This is a genomic window from Bradyrhizobium japonicum USDA 6 (assembly GCF_000284375.1).
GTDB lineage: Bacteria > Pseudomonadota > Alphaproteobacteria > Rhizobiales > Xanthobacteraceae > Bradyrhizobium > Bradyrhizobium japonicum.
Window position 1 is genome coordinate 1825648 of record NC_017249.1, and the last position, 15921, is coordinate 1841568.

Here is a 15921-nt window from a genome sequence, read left to right on the forward strand (position 1 = left end):
GAAACCATGACAGGTTTCATGCTGCCCTACTTGTCCCAGAGCGAACTCGCCGAAGATCGCCGTTCCGACTTTCGGATGGCCTACCCAAACAGGCGCGGACGTGGTTGATTTGGCGCGACAATTTGATCGTGGGCTGCGACTCGGAAGGATATGTTATGGCCATCATGATGCCCGCGAGCGACCAGACCGTGCTGGCGCGCCGCGCTGAGATCGTGGCTGCATTGCGCGCAATCGTGCCCGGCGAGGGCGTGATCGACAGCGCCTCCGAGATGCGGGCCTACGAATCCGACGGGCTGACGGCCTATCGGCAACCGCCGATGGTCGTGGTGCTGCCCGACACCACCGAGCAGGTCTCGCTCGTCCTGAAATATTGTGCCGCGCAGGGGATCAAGGTGGTTCCGCGCGGCTCCGGCACCTCGCTGTCCGGGGGCGCGCTGCCGCTCGAAGATGGCGTGCTGCTCGGGCTCGGCAAGTTCAAGCGGATCCGCGAGATCGATTTCGACAACCGCGTCGTCGTCACCGAGCCGGGCGTCACCAATCTCGCCATCAGCCAGGCGGTCGCGCATGCCGGCTTCTACTACGCCCCCGATCCGTCCTCGCAGATCGCCTGCTCGATCGGCGGCAATGTCGCGGAGAATTCCGGCGGCGTGCACTGCCTGAAATACGGCATGACCACCAACAACGTGCTCGGTTGCGAGATTGTCCTGATGAGCGGCGAGATCCTGCGCATCGGCGGCAAGTCGGCGGAGAACGCCGGCTACGACCTCATGGGCGTCATCACCGGCTCGGAAGGGCTGCTCGGGGTCATCACCGAGATCACGGTGCGCATCCTGCAAAAGCCGGAGACGGCGCGGGCTCTGATGGTCGGCTTCGCGCAGGTCGAGGCGGCCGGCGAATGCGTGGCGCGCATCATCGGCGCCGGCATCATTCCAGGCGGCATGGAGATGATGGACAAGCCGGCGATCCACGCCGCCGAGGCCTTCGTTCATGCCGGCTATCCGCTCGACGTCGAAGCGCTGCTCATCATCGAGCTCGACGGTCCCAAGATCGAGGTCGACGAGCTGATCACCCGCGTCGAGACCATTGCGAATGCTTGCGGCTCGACCACCTGCCAGATCTCGACCTCGGAGGCCGAGCGCAATTTGTTCTGGGCCGGCCGCAAAGCGGCGTTTCCGGCCGTTGGCCGCATCTCGCCCGACTATCTCTGCATGGACGGCACGATTCCCCGCGGCGCGCTGCCGAAGGCGCTGGCGCGCATCCGCGAGCTGTCGGAAAAATACCAGCTCGGCTGCGCCAACGTGTTCCACGCCGGCGACGGCAATCTGCACCCGCTGATCCTCTACGATGCCAACAAGCCCGGCGAGATCGAGCGCGCCGAGGCCTTCGGCGCCGACATCCTGCGCGCCTGCGTCGAGTTCGGCGGCGTGCTCACCGGCGAGCACGGCGTCGGCATCGAGAAGCGCGACCTGATGCCCGACATGTTCACCGAGATCGACCTCAACCAGCAGCAGCGGCTGAAATGCGCCTTCGACGCGCAGGGCCTGCTCAACCCCGGAAAAGTGTTTCCGACCCTGCACCGCTGCGCCGAGCTTGGCCGCATGCATGTGCATGCCGGGAAGGTGGCGTTTCCGGACATTCCGCGGTTCTGACGGTCGGATACCCGGCATGGCGGCGACATGGCGGACGTTCGGATCAGTGTGAGGAAAGAAGCGCCGGGCAGGCCGCTGGCGAAGTCGCGCCTGCTGTTCATCGACAACATCCGCTGGTCGATGATCATCCTCGTGCTGAGCATGCACGCAGCCGACACCTACAGTCCGTTCGGCAATTGGTACTATGTCGACCGGCGGGAGACCGGCTTCGGCACGGCCCTCTTCTTCGGCATCTATCAGAGCTTCCTCCAGGCCTTCTTCATGGCCGCGCTATTCTTCATCGCCGGCTATTTCGCCGTCGGCGCCTTCGATCGGAAAGGACTTTCGAAATTTGCGCGTGATCGGCTGATCAGGCTCGGCTTGCCGACTTTGCTCTACATGTTGGTGATCGGCCCGCTCACGCAGTATTTTCTGTCATGGACTTGGGGCAAGGGCGGTTTCGGCCATCAATGGCTGACCCATCTGATGGACGGCGAATGGCTTTCCGAGACGGGACCGATGTGGTTTTGCGCAGTGCTGCTGCTGGTCTCGCTCCTCTATGGCTTGATCCGCCAGACCGGATGGCGGGAGCCCGAGGTTGCGCCGTGCGGCACGGGGATTGTTCTGTTCGTTGCGGCCATGGCGGCACTCACCTTCGCCGTTCGCATCGCCGTCCACGCCGATACATCCGTGCTCAACGTTCACCCCGGCGATCTGCCGCAATACGCTCTCATGTTCGCAGCCGGCGCCGTCGGCTATCGTGGCAATTGGATGCTTGGGCTTGCCGAGCGCTCCTGTATCCGCTGGGGACTGCTCGCGCTGTCGCTCTCTGCGCCGCTGTTTGCAGCGCTCGTGCTGTTCGGGGAGGCCTGCAGGGCGACACCGCGCTCTATGCAGGCGGCTTCAACGTCGTCAGTGCCGGGAAGTGCCTGTGGGAGGCGCTGGTCTGCGTCGGCATGGGTCTCTTGATGCTGGCCGTCTACCGCCGCCATTTCGACGCGCAAGGGCCGGTCGCCAAATGGCTGTCGGACAACGCCTTCGGCGTCTACCTGATCCATCCGCCGATCCTGGTCGGCTTTGCCCTGCTTCTGCACGCACTGCCGCTCTTCGCACTCACGAAGGCGCTCCTGCTGACCATGTTGGCTACGATCGGCAGCTTGGCCGTCTCGGCACTGATCCTGCGCAGATCGCCGCTGCGCGAGATCATATAGTCGTATGCCGCGGTCCGGATCGAACCGCGGCATACGAGCCGGTGTTTACAAGAGTGCGTATTGAGCCCGTTCGCGCTTCGCCAGCAGCGGCAGGGCTTCGCCGGCGATCCAGGTCTTGAAATGTGCGCTCTCCTGATGCGCCTTGAAAGCCGCCTCGTCGCGGAACAGCTCGTAGAACAGGAACTGGGCCGGATTGTCCTTGGCGCGCGAGATCAGGAACAGCTTGACGCCGTCCTCGCGCTGCGCCTCCGGCAGGAAGCGGTCGAGGATCGCGGCGACCTTGTCGGCCTCGCCGGGCTTGGCCTCCCATTGCGCGACGACGAGCAGGCCGCCGCCGTCGACGGCGTCGCTGAGGGATTTCTGCGTGGCATAGTGGTTCATGGTCCTTGCTCCTTGCTGCTGAGCTTGAGATGACGCCGCCGCCCATGGCGAGAGATAGATCGCCAGGACGGCTCCGAAGGCCCGGATCACCGACCTGCGGCTGAACGCTTCGTGGACGCGCGGCACCAGCCGCTGATGTGTCGATCGCATGCTTGTCTCCATCGGTTGGCCTCGATCGCGATCGGCGCAAGCTTGTAGCGAGGGGCTGCCGGCTTTGGTTCGCCGCTGATCGAAGTGTCGATGTCGTGAACGCTTCGATCATGATCGAAGCGTTGTGGTCGCCCGTGCAGGATCCCGACTGCACCGGCGATGATCGCCGGCATCACGCCGCATTTGATTTTGGCGGCGAATTTCGCTACCGCCTTTTCCCGTGGATACGCTCAGGGTCAGAGACGCCAAAGACGTCGAAGAGGTGGTGCGCGCGGCGATTGCCAACGAGCAGCCGCTCGAGATCATCGGTCATGGCAGCAAGCGCAGCATTGGCCACACGATGGCGACCAACGCCGTGCTCGACCTCTCCGCGCTGAATGCCGTCACCTCCTACGAACCCAACGAGCTGATCGTCACGCTCCAGGCCGGCGCGCCGCTGGCCGACGTGCTGTCGCTGATCGATGCCAAGAACCAGCAATTCGCCTTCGAGCCGATGAATACGGCGCCGCTGCTCGGCACGCCCGCGTTGGGGACCATCGGCGGCATGATCGCGGCCGGCCTCGCCGGTCCGCGGCGGATCAAGGCGGGCGGAGCGCGCGACCACCTCTTGGGGGCGCACGCCGTCTCCGGCTTCGGCGACAGCTTCAAGACCGGCGGCAAGGTGGTGAAGAACGTCACCGGCTACGACCTCTGCAAGCTGCTGGCGGGGTCCTGGGGCACGCTGGCGGTGATGACCGAAGTCACGCTCAAGGTGATGCCGAAGCCTGAAGCGGAGCGGACACTGCTGCTGCGCGGGCTCGACGATGCCGCCGCCAACAAGGCGATGACCGCGGCGCTCGGCTCGCCCTACGACGTCTCCGCCGCCGCGCATCTGCCGAAATCGGCGTTCCGGGCGAAGACCGACGGGCTTGGCGACATCGCCAGCCAGGGCGAAGCGCTGACCGTGCTGCGGCTCGAGGGCATCACGGCGTCCGCCGCGCACCGCGCCGGCTCGCTGCGCGAATTGCTGGCGCCGTTCGGGACCGCGACGCTGGTCGAGGATGCGGCGTCCGCCGCATTGTGGGCCACGATCCGCGACGTCCTGCCGTTCGCGGCCGGCGGTGCAGTTGGGGCCTGGCCGGTGTGGCGGATCGTTTGTCCGCCGGCTTCCGGCGCGGCGCTCGGGACCCAGCTGGCGCGCGAGACCGGCGGCGACATCATCTACGATTGGGGCGGCGGCCTGATCTGGGCCGCGCTGCCGCCGAAGGCCGACGCGGATGCCCCGGCTGTGCGCCAGCGAGCAGATGCAGTCGGCGGGCACGCCACGCTGATCCGGGCGGCCGAGGACGTCAGGCGCGGTGTCGACGTGTTCCATCCGCAGGCATCAGGCATTGCCGCGCTGAGCGATCGGGTCCGCGCCAGTTTCGATCCGAAAACCATTCTCAACCGGGGGCGGCTGACGCGGGGCGCTGCGGCATGAAGACCGAATTCTCACTGGCGCAGCTCGCCGACCCCGACATCGCGGAAGCCGACAAGATTCTGCGCGCCTGCGTCCATTGCGGCTTCTGCACTGCAACCTGTCCGACCTATGTGCTGCTCGGCGACGAGCTCGATAGCCCGCGCGGCCGCATCTACCTGATCAAGGAGATGCTGGAGAAGGACCAGACCCCGACGGCCGAGGTGGTCAAGCATGTCGACCGCTGCCTGTCGTGTCTGTCCTGCATGACGACCTGCCCCTCAGGGGTGAACTACATGCATCTCGTCGACCAGGCCCGGGTCAGGATCGAGCAGCGCTATCAGCGGCCGCTGACCGAGCGGCTGTTGCGTCAGGTGCTGGCCTTTGTCCTGCCGAATCCGCAGCTCTTCCGCACCAGCATGCGGCTGGCGCGCCTCGCCCGTCCGCTTGCCGTATTCCTGCCGACGCCGCGGCCGTCGGCGACGCCCGGCCTGATCCAGCGCCTCAAGGCGATGCTGGCGCTGGCGCCGAACCGTCTGCCGTCGCCCGGCCCGCTCCCGGGCAGCGTGTTCGCGGCACTCGGCAAGAAGCGCGGCCGGGTCGCGCTGTTGCAAGGCTGTGCCCAGCAGGTGCTGGCGCCGCGCATCAACCAGGCCGCCATCAGCCTCCTCACCCGCCACGGCATCGAGGTTGTCCTGGTCCGGGACGAGCAGTGCTGCGGCGCGCTGACCCATCATCTGGGTAACGACCAGGATGCGTTGGCGCGGGCCCGCGCCAACGTCGCGGCGTGGCGAAAGGAAGCGGCCGGCGAGGGGCTCGACGCCATCCTGGTGACGGCCTCCGGTTGCGGCACGGTGATCAAGGACTACGGCTATCTGCTGCGCGAGGACACGGCGTTCGCCGCCGATGCAGCGCAGGTGTCCGCGCTGGCCAAGGACATCACCGAATATGTTGCCGGCCTCGGGCTCGCGACCACTACGCGACAGGACAACATCGTCGTCGCCTATCACTCCGCGTGTTCGTTGCAGCACGGCCAGAAAATCACGGGCCTTCCGAAAGAATTGCTTTCCAAGAATGGATTCGTGGTGAAAGATGTGCCGGAGAGCCATTTGTGTTGCGGCTCGGCGGGGACCTACAACATTCTCCAGCCCGAGCTTGCGGGCCGGTTGCGCGACCGCAAGGTGGCCAACATCGCAAGCGTCAAGCCGGACATGATTGCCGCGGGCAATATCGGCTGCATGGTGCAGATTGCCAGTGGCACGTCAGTTCCGGTCGTACACACGATTGAGCTTCTCGATTGGGCTACGGGCGGGTCGCGGCCGGCACTGAACGCGTCGAGCTGAACTTTCCTCCCGAGGTGACGGCTGAAGGCGCCCGATCGACCATTGTTCGGCGGCAACAGGAGGACCACGATGGCGAAAGCGAAGAAGAAGAAAAGCAAGAAGGCCAAAAAGGCCAAGAAGGCTGTAGCGGCGAAGAAGACCGCGAAGAGGGCAGCCAAGAAGTCCGCGAAAAAGTCTGCCAAGAAGGCTGTGAAGAAATCTGCCAAGAAGGCCGCCCCGAAGAAGGCCGCCAAGAAGGCTGCGAAGAAGGCTGCCAAGCCGGCTGCACCGAAGAAGGCCGCAAAGAGAGCGGCACCGAAGAAGGCGAAGGCAGCTCCTGCGCCGATGCCGTCAGCGCCGGTGGCAGCTCCGGCTCCGGAGCCCGCCGCCGAGACAAGCTGGGCGATGCCTTCGTCTTCTGCGGAGCCGACGCCGGCCGAGGAGCAAGGTTAGGCCCCGAGGGGCCTCCACGGTTAGGGTCCAAGTCAGGTCCAAGGTGTGGGCAAAGGCTGGATCCGTCCCGACGACAACGACCGACAACAGGAAGGCCGCGGCGGTGACGCTGCGGCCTTTTTGCATCGTCACGATGGTCGTGGTCGGGTTGTCGTTTCTCGCGTCAGCCTGATTCGTGGCGCAGGCACCACTGCACCGGCGGCTCCCGTACTAATCGGACGGCTCTGTGCACTTTGGAATGCAAATAATGTGATCGAGAAGCAACACAGGCGGACAACCTTCTTTGGAATCGTCATAACGCCTAAAAAGTCGGCAGATGCTCGTGATTTTTGCTTCACGGTTCGCATCCTCCCAGCCAGATTGTCGCGGTAACGAAATTTTGCAGTCAGGTCGTACGGCCCGGGGGCTTCCGGGAAACCGACTGTGTGGAACTGGTGATGGGGATCGAAATGAAAAAAGTGGCTTTGTTGGCAACGGCGCTGGCAATGGTGACGGGTTCGGCTTTCGCGGCAGACATGCCGGTCAAGGCTCTGAAGGCCCCGCCGCCGCCCGCCTTTGACCCCTGGGATGTCGCCTTCGGCGCCGGCATCATGAGCGATTACATCTTCCGCGGTGTTACTCAGTCGAACCACAATCCGTCGGTCACCGCCTATTTCGAGCCGCGCTACAACGTCAACAAGGACCTCCAGCTTTACGTCGGTACGTCCGCGGAGAGCATCTCGTTCCCGAACCGCGCCGCGGCTGAAGTCGACATCTACGGCGGTATCCGCCCGACCTTCGGCATGTTCGCCTTCGACTTCGGTATCTGGGGCTACCTCTATCCGGGCGGAAGCTGCTTCGGTTCGCAGGGCACCCTCGCCCAGGGCAATTGCGGCACCAGCCTCGACAATTCGCAGGGTGCGATCGGCCTTCCGATCAACGGCAACTTCGCCAAGAAGGACGCAAGCTTCTACGAAGTCTATGCCAAGCTGAACCTCAACATCAACGATCAGTGGGTCGTTGGTTTCAACGAATACTATTCGCCGAACTTCCTGAACCTCGGTGCCTGGGGCAACTACGCCTCGATCACCGCCAAGTGGACCGCCCCGAGCACCACGTTCGGTGCCAGCGGCGTCGGCATGTATGTGTCGGGTGAATTCGGCCGTCAGTGGCTCGGCACCTCGGACATCTTCTACGGTATTGCCGGCGACCCGCTGTATTCCAACGGCATCAAGGAGCCGAGCTACAACACCTGGAACGTCGGCGTCGGCTTCACCTACAAGGTGTTCACGCTCGATCTGCGCTACTACGACACCGACCTCTCGAAGGGTAACTGCAACGCCTTCACCAGCGACTTCTCGGCCACCAACTCCAGCCCTGGTTTCGTGACGCCGATCAATGGCGGCGCAAACGCGGCCACGGCGTTCGGCTCCAACTGGTGCAGCGCGGCCGGCGTCGCCAAGCTCTCGGTCGACCTGACGGCGATGACCAACCTGAAGTAAGTTTCTTCCCGAGACGACCTAACGAGGGCGGCAGAGCAATCTGCCGCCCTTTTGCTTTGGACTTGGGCTCGTCAGTGAGAGCGCTAGGGCTGCATGGTCCGAGACGCGCCGCAAGGCGGCGCGCCTCACCGTGAGGGTCGGATCTTGCCGCGAGGACAGACCTCATCCTGAGAAGCTCACCGGAGGCCGGCGTCTCGAAGGGGCCGCGACGAAGGTCCTGTCGAGGCTCGCCTCAGGCTTGGTTGTGCCGCCTCAGCTCGCCGCGGTCGACTCCGCCTGGGCCGGCTCGCCGTCCTTGCCGAGAACATGGATCTCGCCGTCCTTCACCAACGCCACCTTGCGGGTGTGGAAGGCGTCGAGCGTCGAGCGGTGGCCGATCGAGACGATGGTGGCCTGCGGCAGCTTCTCCGCCAGCAGCCGGTACAGCCGGGCCTCGGATGGCTCGTCGAGCGACGCCGTGGCCTCGTCGAGGAACAGGTAATCCGGCACGTGCAGCAGCGCGCGCGCGAGCCCCAGGCGCTGCTGCTCGCCGAGCGACAGCATCCGGTTCCAGTGGCCGTCCTCGTCGAGCCGCTCGGCGAGGACGGGCAGCCCGACCGCGATCAGCGCGTCCCTGATCCGCGCGGTCTCGAACGCGCCGGGCGCGGCGGGGTAGATGACGGCATCGCGCAGCACGCCGACCGGGAAGTAGGGGCGCTGCGGCAGCATCATCAGCTTCGCCCTCTCGGGGATGAAGATGGTGCCGGCGCCGAATGGCCAGATGCCGGCGATGGCCCTGAACAGCGTCGACTTGCCGGAGCCGGACGGTCCGGTCACCAGCACCCGCTCCGGCGTCTGGATGGCGAAGGCGTCGGCGGCGACCAGCGGCGTGCCGTTGGGCAGGTTCACGCAGAGCTGTTCGAGGGCGATGTTGCGGCCGCCGCTGGCGGCCTTCAGCGCGATCACGGGCTCATGGGCCGGCGGGTTTGTGGCTGAAGCGACCGACATCTCGAAGCCGTCGAGACGTGCGACGATCGAGCGCCATTCCGCAAGCGACCGGTAGGCCACCACGAAGAACGACAGCGCCCCCTGGACGCTCGAGAACGCCGACGCCGTCTGCATCATGTCGCCGAGCTGGATCTTCTTGGCAAAGAAGGCCGGCGCCACCAGCACGTAGGGGAAGATCACGGCGGCCTGCTGATAGCTCGCGGTGAACGCGGTGAGGCGCTTGGTACGGCTCATGATGGCGTACCAGTTGCCGATCACGTAGCCGAACCGGCCCAGCAGGCGGCCGCGTTCGGCGCCTTCGCCCTTGAGCAGTGCGATCTGCTCGGAATTCTCGCGGACGCGGACGAGGTTGAAGCGGAAGTCGGCTTCATAGCGCTGCTGCTCGAAATTGAGATTGACCAGCGGGGCGCCGATCCAGTGCGTCAACGCGGTGCCGAAGATCGCGTAGATCAGCGCGCCCCAGCACAGATAGCCGGGGATCATGAGATCGGTGCCGAACAGGTGCAGCGGCGCGGCATTGGACAGGCCCCAGAGGATGATCACGAACGAGAACAGCGTCACGATCGCCGACAGCAGGCCGAGCCCGATCGTCAGCGTCTGCTCGACGAAGTTCTTGACGTCCTCGGTGATGCGCTGGTCCGGGTTGTCGGCCGCGTCGCCCTTGAGCTGCATGCGGTAATGCTTGGAGCCGTCGAGCCATTCGCCGAGATAATGCGTCGTCAGCCATTGCCGCCAGCGGATCTGGAGCCACTGATTGAGGTAGAGCTTGTAGACGGCCAGCGCGATCGCGGTGAAGGCGAGGGCGATGAAGATCCAGATCTGCGTGACGAAGGCGTCCCAGTCGCTGTTCTGGAGTGCGCTGTAGAACCGGTTCTGCCACTGGTTCACCAGCACGTCGATTGCGACCAGCGCCAGCTCGATCGCGATCACGGCGGCGAGCAGGCCGCGGCCGGCCCACTTGTCCTCCGAGCGGAAATAGGGGACGGCGATTCGCCAGACGATCGCGAGCGTGGCGCTGATGTTCTTCACAGAGCTCTGTCTCCTGAGGGGATGTGCACAACGGCCATAGGCCAAATGGTTGTGGCAATGGCAGAAACGGGCGCGCTTAGACTAAAGTCGCAAGTTCAGCAATTTGCGTTGGATTGTCGCAGCCTGCAATCCTAGCATGAGCACGACGGCGCGGGGTGGGGGCCTCCAGGACTTCGCGGGCTTGTGAGCGGACGGGAACCGCCGCACTCGCGAGGAATTCGCGTCCAGTCCGGGGGTATCGCTTCCAGCGTCAAGCAGGTCCGGCTGTCCACGCGGGCCGCCTGCCGCAACAGGCGTGGGGGAGGAAGCCATGTGGAATCAAATCTATAATCCGCTGAACAACGCGGGGCTGTCGACCATCGCGGCCGCCATACCGGTTGTCTCGCTCTTGGTCATGATCGCGAGCGGGCGCGTGAAAGCGCACATTGCGGCCGTGATCGCCGTGATCATCACCAACCTGATCACGATCTTCGTCTTCACGATGCCGGCAGGCATGTCGATCCGCGCCTCGATCCTCGGCGTCGTGACGGGCTTCTTTCCGATCGGCTGGATCGTCCTCAACGTCATCTTCCTCTATCAGGTGACGGTGTCCACCGGGCGCTTCGAATTGCTCAAGCGCGCCATCGGCGGTGTCACCGAGGACCGGCGCTTGCAGCTCCTGCTGGTCGCGTTCTCGTTCGGCGCGTTCTTCGAGGGTGCTTCGGGCTTCGGCACGCCGGTCGCTATCACCGGTGCCGTGCTGATCGGCCTCGGCTTCTCGCCGCTCGCGGCATCAGGCTTGTCACTCATCGCCAACACCGCGCCGGTCGCTTATGGCGCGCTCGGCACGCCGATCCAGGGCCTTGCGTCCGTCACCGGGCTCGATCCCTACATCCTCGGCGCGATGGTCGGACGGCAGTTGCCGTTCTTCTCGATGATCGTGCCGTTCTGGGTGGTGTGGGCGTTCGCGGGTTGGCGCGGCATGAAGGACGTCTGGCCGGCGATCCTCGTGACCGCCGTTTCCTTTGCCATCCCGCAATTCGTGATCTCGAACTTCATCAACCCCTGGATCGTCGACATCGGGGCGTCGCTGATCTCGATGGGGGCGCTGATCCTGTTCCTGAAGGTGTGGCAGCCGAGGCAGCTCTGGACATCGCCGGAACTGCGCGGTCACGACGAGTCGGCCGCGCAGATGGAAAAAGCAACGCCGCTCGACAAGACGCCGCTCACCCAGTCCGAACTGTGGAGCGCGCTGCTGCCGTGGATCATCGTCTGTATCGTGATGCTGATCTGGGGCAACGGTGCCTTCAAGACCTGGGCGAACGGGATTTTCACCTGGAACTATGCCGTTCCCGATCTGCACCAGATGATCAACAAGGTGCCGCCGGTGGCGGCCAAGCCGACGCCGGAAGGCGCGGTGTTCGCGTTCACCTATCTGTCCTTCACCGGCACCGGTATGCTGATCGCCGCGATCGTCTCGGGCTTCCTGATGGGCGTCGGCCCGGGACGGCTGCTGGTCGAGTATGGCCGTACCATCCGGCTGTGCGCGATCTCGCTGATCACGATCTCGGCGATGCTCGCGATCGGTACGTTGACGCGGCTGTCCGGCGTCGATGCGACGCTCGGCCTCGCCTTCGCCGCAACCGGCGTGCTCTATCCCTTCTTCGGCACGCTGCTCGGCTGGCTGGGTGTGGCGCTGACGGGATCGGATACGGCGTCGAACATCCTGTTCGGTAATTTGCAGAAGATCACCTCCGAGCAGCTCGGCCTGTCGCCGGTTCTGATGGCGGCCGCGAACTCGTCCGGCGGCGTGATGGGCAAGATGATCGATGCGCAATCGATCGTCGTCGCCTCCACGGCCACGCGGTGGTACGGGCACGAGGGCACGATCCTGCGCTTCGTGTTCTGGCATTCGATCGTGCTCGCCTGCCTCGTCGGCGTGCTCGTGACGTTGCAGGCCTATGTCTGGCCGTTCACGGCGATGGTCCTGAAGTAGCAGGCCACGCCTCGCTTCAACGCAAATCCCCGCAGGGCTTCGCCGCCTTGCGGGGATTTTTGCATCTGAAGCATGATCCGGAAAAGTGCGAAGCGGTTTTCCGAAAGGATCATGCTCAAACAACAACCTGAAGCGCGATGACGATTCGTCCCAATCTCATCGTGCTTTAGCCTCCGCGAACCTTCTCAACGGCGCCGCCGTCTTATAGAAGGTGCCGCAAATCAGGTCGGTCGAGAGGTCTCATGGTTTCGCTCAAGCAGATGGCGTGTTTGGCGGTTGCAATGCTCGCGATGTCCACGCTCGCGCGTGCAGAGGACGGTTTTCCGTTCGGTACCGAGATGACGCTGGAGGCCCTGCCGCAGCCGGGCTCGAAGCGGATTCCGAACATCGAGATCGGCGACAATGGCGAAGTCGTGCTGGAGCTCTGGTGCAAGGGCGGCAAGGGCCAGTTCTCGGTCGCCGGCAACACGGTGATCTTCGTCCCCGGCCAGATCCAGGACCGTTCCTGTCCGCCGGCCAGGGCGCAGGCCGACGACGAACTTATCGCGGCGCTGGGCAGCGTCGAGACCTGGAAGCGCCAGGGCGACGTGCTGACGCTGATCGGCCCCAAGCCGCTGCGCTTCAGGACGACGGGGAATTGAGGCGCGCTCGCTGTCGTGCCCCGGCTTGCCGCCTTCGCTGAAGCTTCGGCGGCAAGCCGGGCGATGACGGCGAGAGTGGGTGTCTGCGCCTACTTCCACACCGACTTGTCGGCGTCCCAGCGCTGGCCCTTCAGCTCCTTGGCGAGCGCTTCGATCGAGCCGTTGTCGTCGGGCTGATCGCCTTCCTCGTCGGCCGAAGCGTCATCCGAGAGATTGAGCTTGGCGCCGCTGCCCTCATCGGCGGTCGTGGTCGAGGGGCTGCCGATCCAGAGCATCAGTTTGTCGGTCGTGCCGGGCTTGTCGGGCGAGATCAGGCCAGCAACCTCGATCGTGTCGGTGAGCTCGAGTGCCGGATAATCCTGGTTCGGCCGCTTGAAGACGAGCTTGAGCTTGCCGGTGGCCGGGTTGAAGCTGTGCGAGACCTGCTTCGCCGCAAGCGTCTTGCTGAGCACGCCCGCGACGGCAGCCGCGAGCTTGTCGCGGTCGAGCTTGTCGCCGGCACGCCAGTCGGCTGCGGGAAAGCGGATGGTGCGGTCCATCTCGGTCATGCCCGCGGTCCAGCCCGCCGCGGTGACGCCGGGCATCGCCTTCAACTTCGCCAGCAGCGCGCCGGCACGTTCCGGATCGACCGACATGTTGATGGTCTGCTCGCCGGCACGCAGCGCGTCGCAGCCGACGGTCAGGCTCGCCAGCGTCACCTCGACATCCTGGCCCTTCAGGCTCTTCAGGAACTCGGTCGCCGCATCCAGCTTGACCTTGACCGCGATCGCTTCCGGCGAGACGTCGGTGAAATCCTTCGGCTGCGGCGTGATGCCGTCGTCGGAGGTCTGGTTGTCCTGAAATTCCTTCTCGCTGAGATCGGAATTGTCGGGCGATGTGACCTCGGTCACGGTCTGGCCGATCGCGATCTGGCCGCGGAACTCGAACGTGTCGCCGGCCTGTTTGCGCAGCAGCTTCACGGTGACGGGCGCCTTCTCGCCGAGGCTCTGCGTCGTGCCCGTCAGGTTCTGGCCCGCGACCTGGAGATTGACGACGAAGCGGTCCTTGCGGTCGGAATTTTTTGCGACTGGATAGCAGACGTCGAGCACGGCTGCCGTCACCGTCTTGCCCTGCCGCGTCTCCTTCAGGATCACGTCGGCATTGCCGTCCATCAGGCCGTCGATCGAGGTGAAATAGCGGGTCTCCGTCCCTCCCGGCGCCGTGGCCTTCGGCGACAGCTTCATCTGGGCCGATGCAACATCGGGCGAGACGGCAAGCAGGGCCGCCAAAAGGGCTGTCGAACAAACCAGAAGCGCACGCATCGATGAATCCTCGCGCAGTGGAGCATGATCCGGAAAAGTGTGAAGCGGTTTTCCGAAAAGATCATGCTCAAACAAAAGAATCGGCGCCACCGTAGTGGGTTTTGGCCGCCGGTTGAATTGGAAAGCAGAAGGGGCAGGGTCGGCAAAAAAGAAGGCCGCCCGGAGGCGGCCTTCGCAACATTGTAGCGGAACGCAGGCTTAGAAGCCGCCCATGCCGCCGCCGCCCGGCATGGCGGGGGGAGCTTCCTTCTTCGGCGTTTCGGCGACCATGGCCTCGGTGGTCACCAGCAGGCCGGCCACGGACGAGGCGTCCTGCAGCGCGGTGCGGACCACCTTGGCGGGATCGATGATGCCCTTCTCGACCATGTCGACATAGTCCTCGTTCTGGGCGTCGAAGCCGAAGGTCTCGGACTTGTTCTCCAGGATCTTGCCGACCACGATCGAGCCTTCCACGCCCGCGTTCTCGGAGATCTGGCGGATCGGGGCTTCCAGCGCCTTCAGCACGATGTTGATGCCGGCCTGGACGTCGGCATTGGCGTTGGTGAGACGGCCCACGGCCTTCTTGGCCCGCAGCAGCGCGACGCCGCCGCCGGGGACGATGCCTTCCTGCACCGCGGCGCGGGTGGCGTTGAGCGCGTCCTCGACGCGGTCCTTCTTCTCCTTGACCTCGATCTCGGTTGCGCCGCCGACGCGGATCACCGCGACGCCGCCGGCGAGCTTGGCGAGGCGCTCCTGGAGCTTCTCACGGTCGTAGTCCGAGGTGGTCTCCTCGATCTGGGCCTTGATCTGGCCGACGCGGGCCTCGATCTCCGGCTTCTTGCCGGCGCCCTTGACGATCGTGGTGTTCTCCTTGTCGATCACGACCTTGCCGGCACGACCGAGCATCTTCACCGTGACGTTCTCGAGCTTGATGCCGAGGTCTTCGGAGATGAGCTGGCCGCCGGTGAGGATCGCGAGGTCCTCGAGCATGGCCTTGCGGCGGTCGCCGAAGCCCGGCGCCTTGACGGCGGCGACCTTCAGGCCGCCACGCAGCCGGTTGACGACCAGGGTGGCCAGCGCCTCGCCCTCGACGTCCTCGGCGACGATGACCAGCGGCTTGCCGGACTGCACCACGGCTTCCAGCACCGGCAGCATGGCCTGCAGGCCGGACAGCTTCTTCTCGTGCAGGAGGATGTAGGCGTCCTCGAGCTCGGCGGTCATCTTCTCGGCGTTGGTGACGAAGTAGGGCGACAGATAGCCGCGGTCGAACTTCATGCCCTCGACGATGTCGACCTCGGTGTCGAGCGACTTGTTCTCCTCGACGGTAATGACGCCCTCGTTGCCGACTTTCTGCATCGCCTGGGCGATCATCTTGCCGATGGCGGCATCGCCGTTGGCCGAGATGGTGCCGACCTGGGCGACCTCGGAGGAGGCGGCGACCGGCTTGGCGCGTTTCTCGATGTCCTTGATCACCGCCGTAACCGCGGTGTCGATGCCGCGCTTGAGGTCCATCGGGTTCATGCCGGCGGCAACCGCCTTGGCGCCTTCGCGCACGATGGCCTGGGCCAGCACGGTCGCCGTGGTGGTGCCGTCGCCAGCGGTGTCGTTGGTCTTGGAGGCGACTTCGCGCAGCATCTGCGCGCCCATGTTCTCGAACTTGTCCTCGAGCTCGATCTCCTTGGCGACGGTGACGCCGTCCTTGGTGATGCGGGGTGCGCCGAAGCTCTTCTCGATGACGACGTTGCGGCCCTTCGGACCGAGCGTCACCTTGACGGCGTTGGCGAGAATGTCGACGCCGCGCAGCATGCGTTCGCGCGCGTCTCCGGAAAACTTGACGTCTTTGGCAGCCATTTCTTCAATCCCTCGTGTTTCGTGACGTGTCTGCCGCTTGCGGAATGACCGAATGCCCGGATCGCGCGATCCGGGCATGACATTCAGCGGCTGTTCA

The 15921-nt window shown here is 64.8% G+C and carries 11 protein-coding genes and 1 pseudogene; 8 read left to right on the top strand and 4 right to left on the bottom strand.

Annotated elements, in window-relative coordinates; genetic code table 11:
- Positions 1 to 155 precede the first annotated feature (155 nt).
- Together BJ6T_RS08510 and BJ6T_RS08515 are read left to right on the top strand one after the other, a co-directional pair.
- The gene (locus BJ6T_RS08510; RefSeq protein WP_014491901.1) at positions 156 to 1649 is read left to right on the top strand and encodes an FAD-linked oxidase C-terminal domain-containing protein; all 1494 of its coding nucleotides are present in this window, start codon (positions 156 to 158) and stop codon (positions 1647 to 1649) included.
- Between the two features lie 141 nt (positions 1650 to 1790).
- Positions 1791 to 2839: pseudogene (locus tag BJ6T_RS08515) on the top strand (acyltransferase family protein).
- Between the two features lie 45 nt (positions 2840 to 2884).
- Here the strand turns inward: BJ6T_RS08515 and BJ6T_RS08525 are convergent.
- Positions 2885 to 3370, bottom strand: coding sequence for a putative quinol monooxygenase (locus tag BJ6T_RS08525; RefSeq protein WP_141379089.1), 486 nt, complete (start codon positions 3368 to 3370; stop codon positions 2885 to 2887).
- Positions 3371 to 3590: 220 nt separating this feature from the next.
- Here BJ6T_RS08525 and BJ6T_RS08530 point away from each other — a divergent pair, with 220 nt between their 5' ends.
- The 4 genes from BJ6T_RS08530 to BJ6T_RS08545 all read left to right on the top strand — a co-directional run bounded on the left by BJ6T_RS08530 (position 3591) and on the right by BJ6T_RS08545 (position 8061).
- A complete protein-coding gene (locus BJ6T_RS08530; protein ID WP_028169926.1) occupies positions 3591 to 4829 on the top strand; it encodes an FAD-binding protein in 1239 nt (412 codons plus the stop codon).
- Entirely contained in the window at positions 4826 to 6148 is a 1323-nt protein-coding gene (glcF, locus tag BJ6T_RS08535; protein ID WP_014491906.1) for a glycolate oxidase subunit GlcF, read from the top strand. Before BJ6T_RS08530 ends, glcF begins: the two co-directional genes overlap by 4 nt.
- Before the next feature lie 69 nt (positions 6149 to 6217).
- Positions 6218 to 6580 (top strand): hypothetical protein, encoded by a 363-nt coding sequence (locus tag BJ6T_RS08540; protein ID WP_014491907.1) that lies wholly within the window; start codon positions 6218 to 6220, stop codon positions 6578 to 6580.
- A gap of 449 nt (positions 6581 to 7029) precedes the next feature.
- A complete protein-coding gene (locus BJ6T_RS08545) occupies positions 7030 to 8061 on the top strand; it encodes a TorF family putative porin (RefSeq protein WP_028169925.1) in 1032 nt (343 codons plus the stop codon).
- A gap of 252 nt (positions 8062 to 8313) precedes the next feature.
- Here BJ6T_RS08545 and BJ6T_RS08550 read toward each other — a convergent pair whose 3' ends face one another.
- A complete protein-coding gene (locus BJ6T_RS08550) occupies positions 8314 to 10077 on the bottom strand; it encodes an ABC transporter ATP-binding protein/permease (RefSeq protein WP_014491909.1) in 1764 nt (587 codons plus the stop codon).
- A 310-nt stretch (positions 10078 to 10387) separates the two neighbouring features.
- Here BJ6T_RS08550 and BJ6T_RS08555 point away from each other — a divergent pair, with 310 nt between their 5' ends.
- Entirely contained in the window at positions 10388 to 12052 is a 1665-nt protein-coding gene (locus tag BJ6T_RS08555; protein ID WP_014491910.1) for an L-lactate permease, read from the top strand.
- A 242-nt stretch (positions 12053 to 12294) separates the two neighbouring features.
- Positions 12295 to 12693 (top strand): META domain-containing protein, encoded by a 399-nt coding sequence (locus BJ6T_RS08560; RefSeq protein WP_014491911.1) that lies wholly within the window; start codon positions 12295 to 12297, stop codon positions 12691 to 12693.
- A gap of 89 nt (positions 12694 to 12782) precedes the next feature.
- Here BJ6T_RS08560 and BJ6T_RS08565 read toward each other — a convergent pair whose 3' ends face one another.
- Positions 12783 to 13994, bottom strand: a complete 1212-nt coding sequence (locus tag BJ6T_RS08565) for a hypothetical protein (RefSeq protein WP_014491912.1) — start codon at positions 13992 to 13994, stop codon at positions 12783 to 12785.
- 198 nt (positions 13995 to 14192) lie between these two features.
- On the bottom strand, positions 14193 to 15824 hold the full coding sequence (gene groL, locus BJ6T_RS08570; RefSeq protein WP_014491913.1) for a chaperonin GroEL: 1632 nt from the start codon (positions 15822 to 15824) through the stop codon (positions 14193 to 14195).
- Positions 15825 to 15921: the final 97 nt, after the last annotated feature.

What these genes read in the sequence shown, in the direction of transcription:
- BJ6T_RS08510 (WP_014491901.1), top strand. Translation starts at nt 156, where the DNA reads ATGGCCATCATGATGCCCGCGAGCGACCAGACCGTGCTGGCGCGCCGC.
- BJ6T_RS08525 (WP_141379089.1), bottom strand. Translation starts at nt 3,370, where the DNA reads ATGCGATCGACACATCAGCGGCTGGTGCCGCGCGTCCACGAAGCGTTC.
- glcF (WP_014491906.1), top strand. Translation starts at nt 4,826, where the DNA reads ATGAAGACCGAATTCTCACTGGCGCAGCTCGCCGACCCCGACATCGCG.
- BJ6T_RS08540 (WP_014491907.1), top strand. Translation starts at nt 6,218, where the DNA reads ATGGCGAAAGCGAAGAAGAAGAAAAGCAAGAAGGCCAAAAAGGCCAAG.
- BJ6T_RS08545 (WP_028169925.1), top strand. Translation starts at nt 7,030, where the DNA reads ATGAAAAAAGTGGCTTTGTTGGCAACGGCGCTGGCAATGGTGACGGGT.
- BJ6T_RS08555 (WP_014491910.1), top strand. Translation starts at nt 10,388, where the DNA reads ATGTGGAATCAAATCTATAATCCGCTGAACAACGCGGGGCTGTCGACC.
- BJ6T_RS08560 (WP_014491911.1), top strand. Translation starts at nt 12,295, where the DNA reads ATGGTTTCGCTCAAGCAGATGGCGTGTTTGGCGGTTGCAATGCTCGCG.
- BJ6T_RS08565 (WP_014491912.1), bottom strand. Translation starts at nt 13,994, where the DNA reads ATGCGTGCGCTTCTGGTTTGTTCGACAGCCCTTTTGGCGGCCCTGCTT.
- groL (WP_014491913.1), bottom strand. Translation starts at nt 15,824, where the DNA reads ATGGCTGCCAAAGACGTCAAGTTTTCCGGAGACGCGCGCGAACGCATG.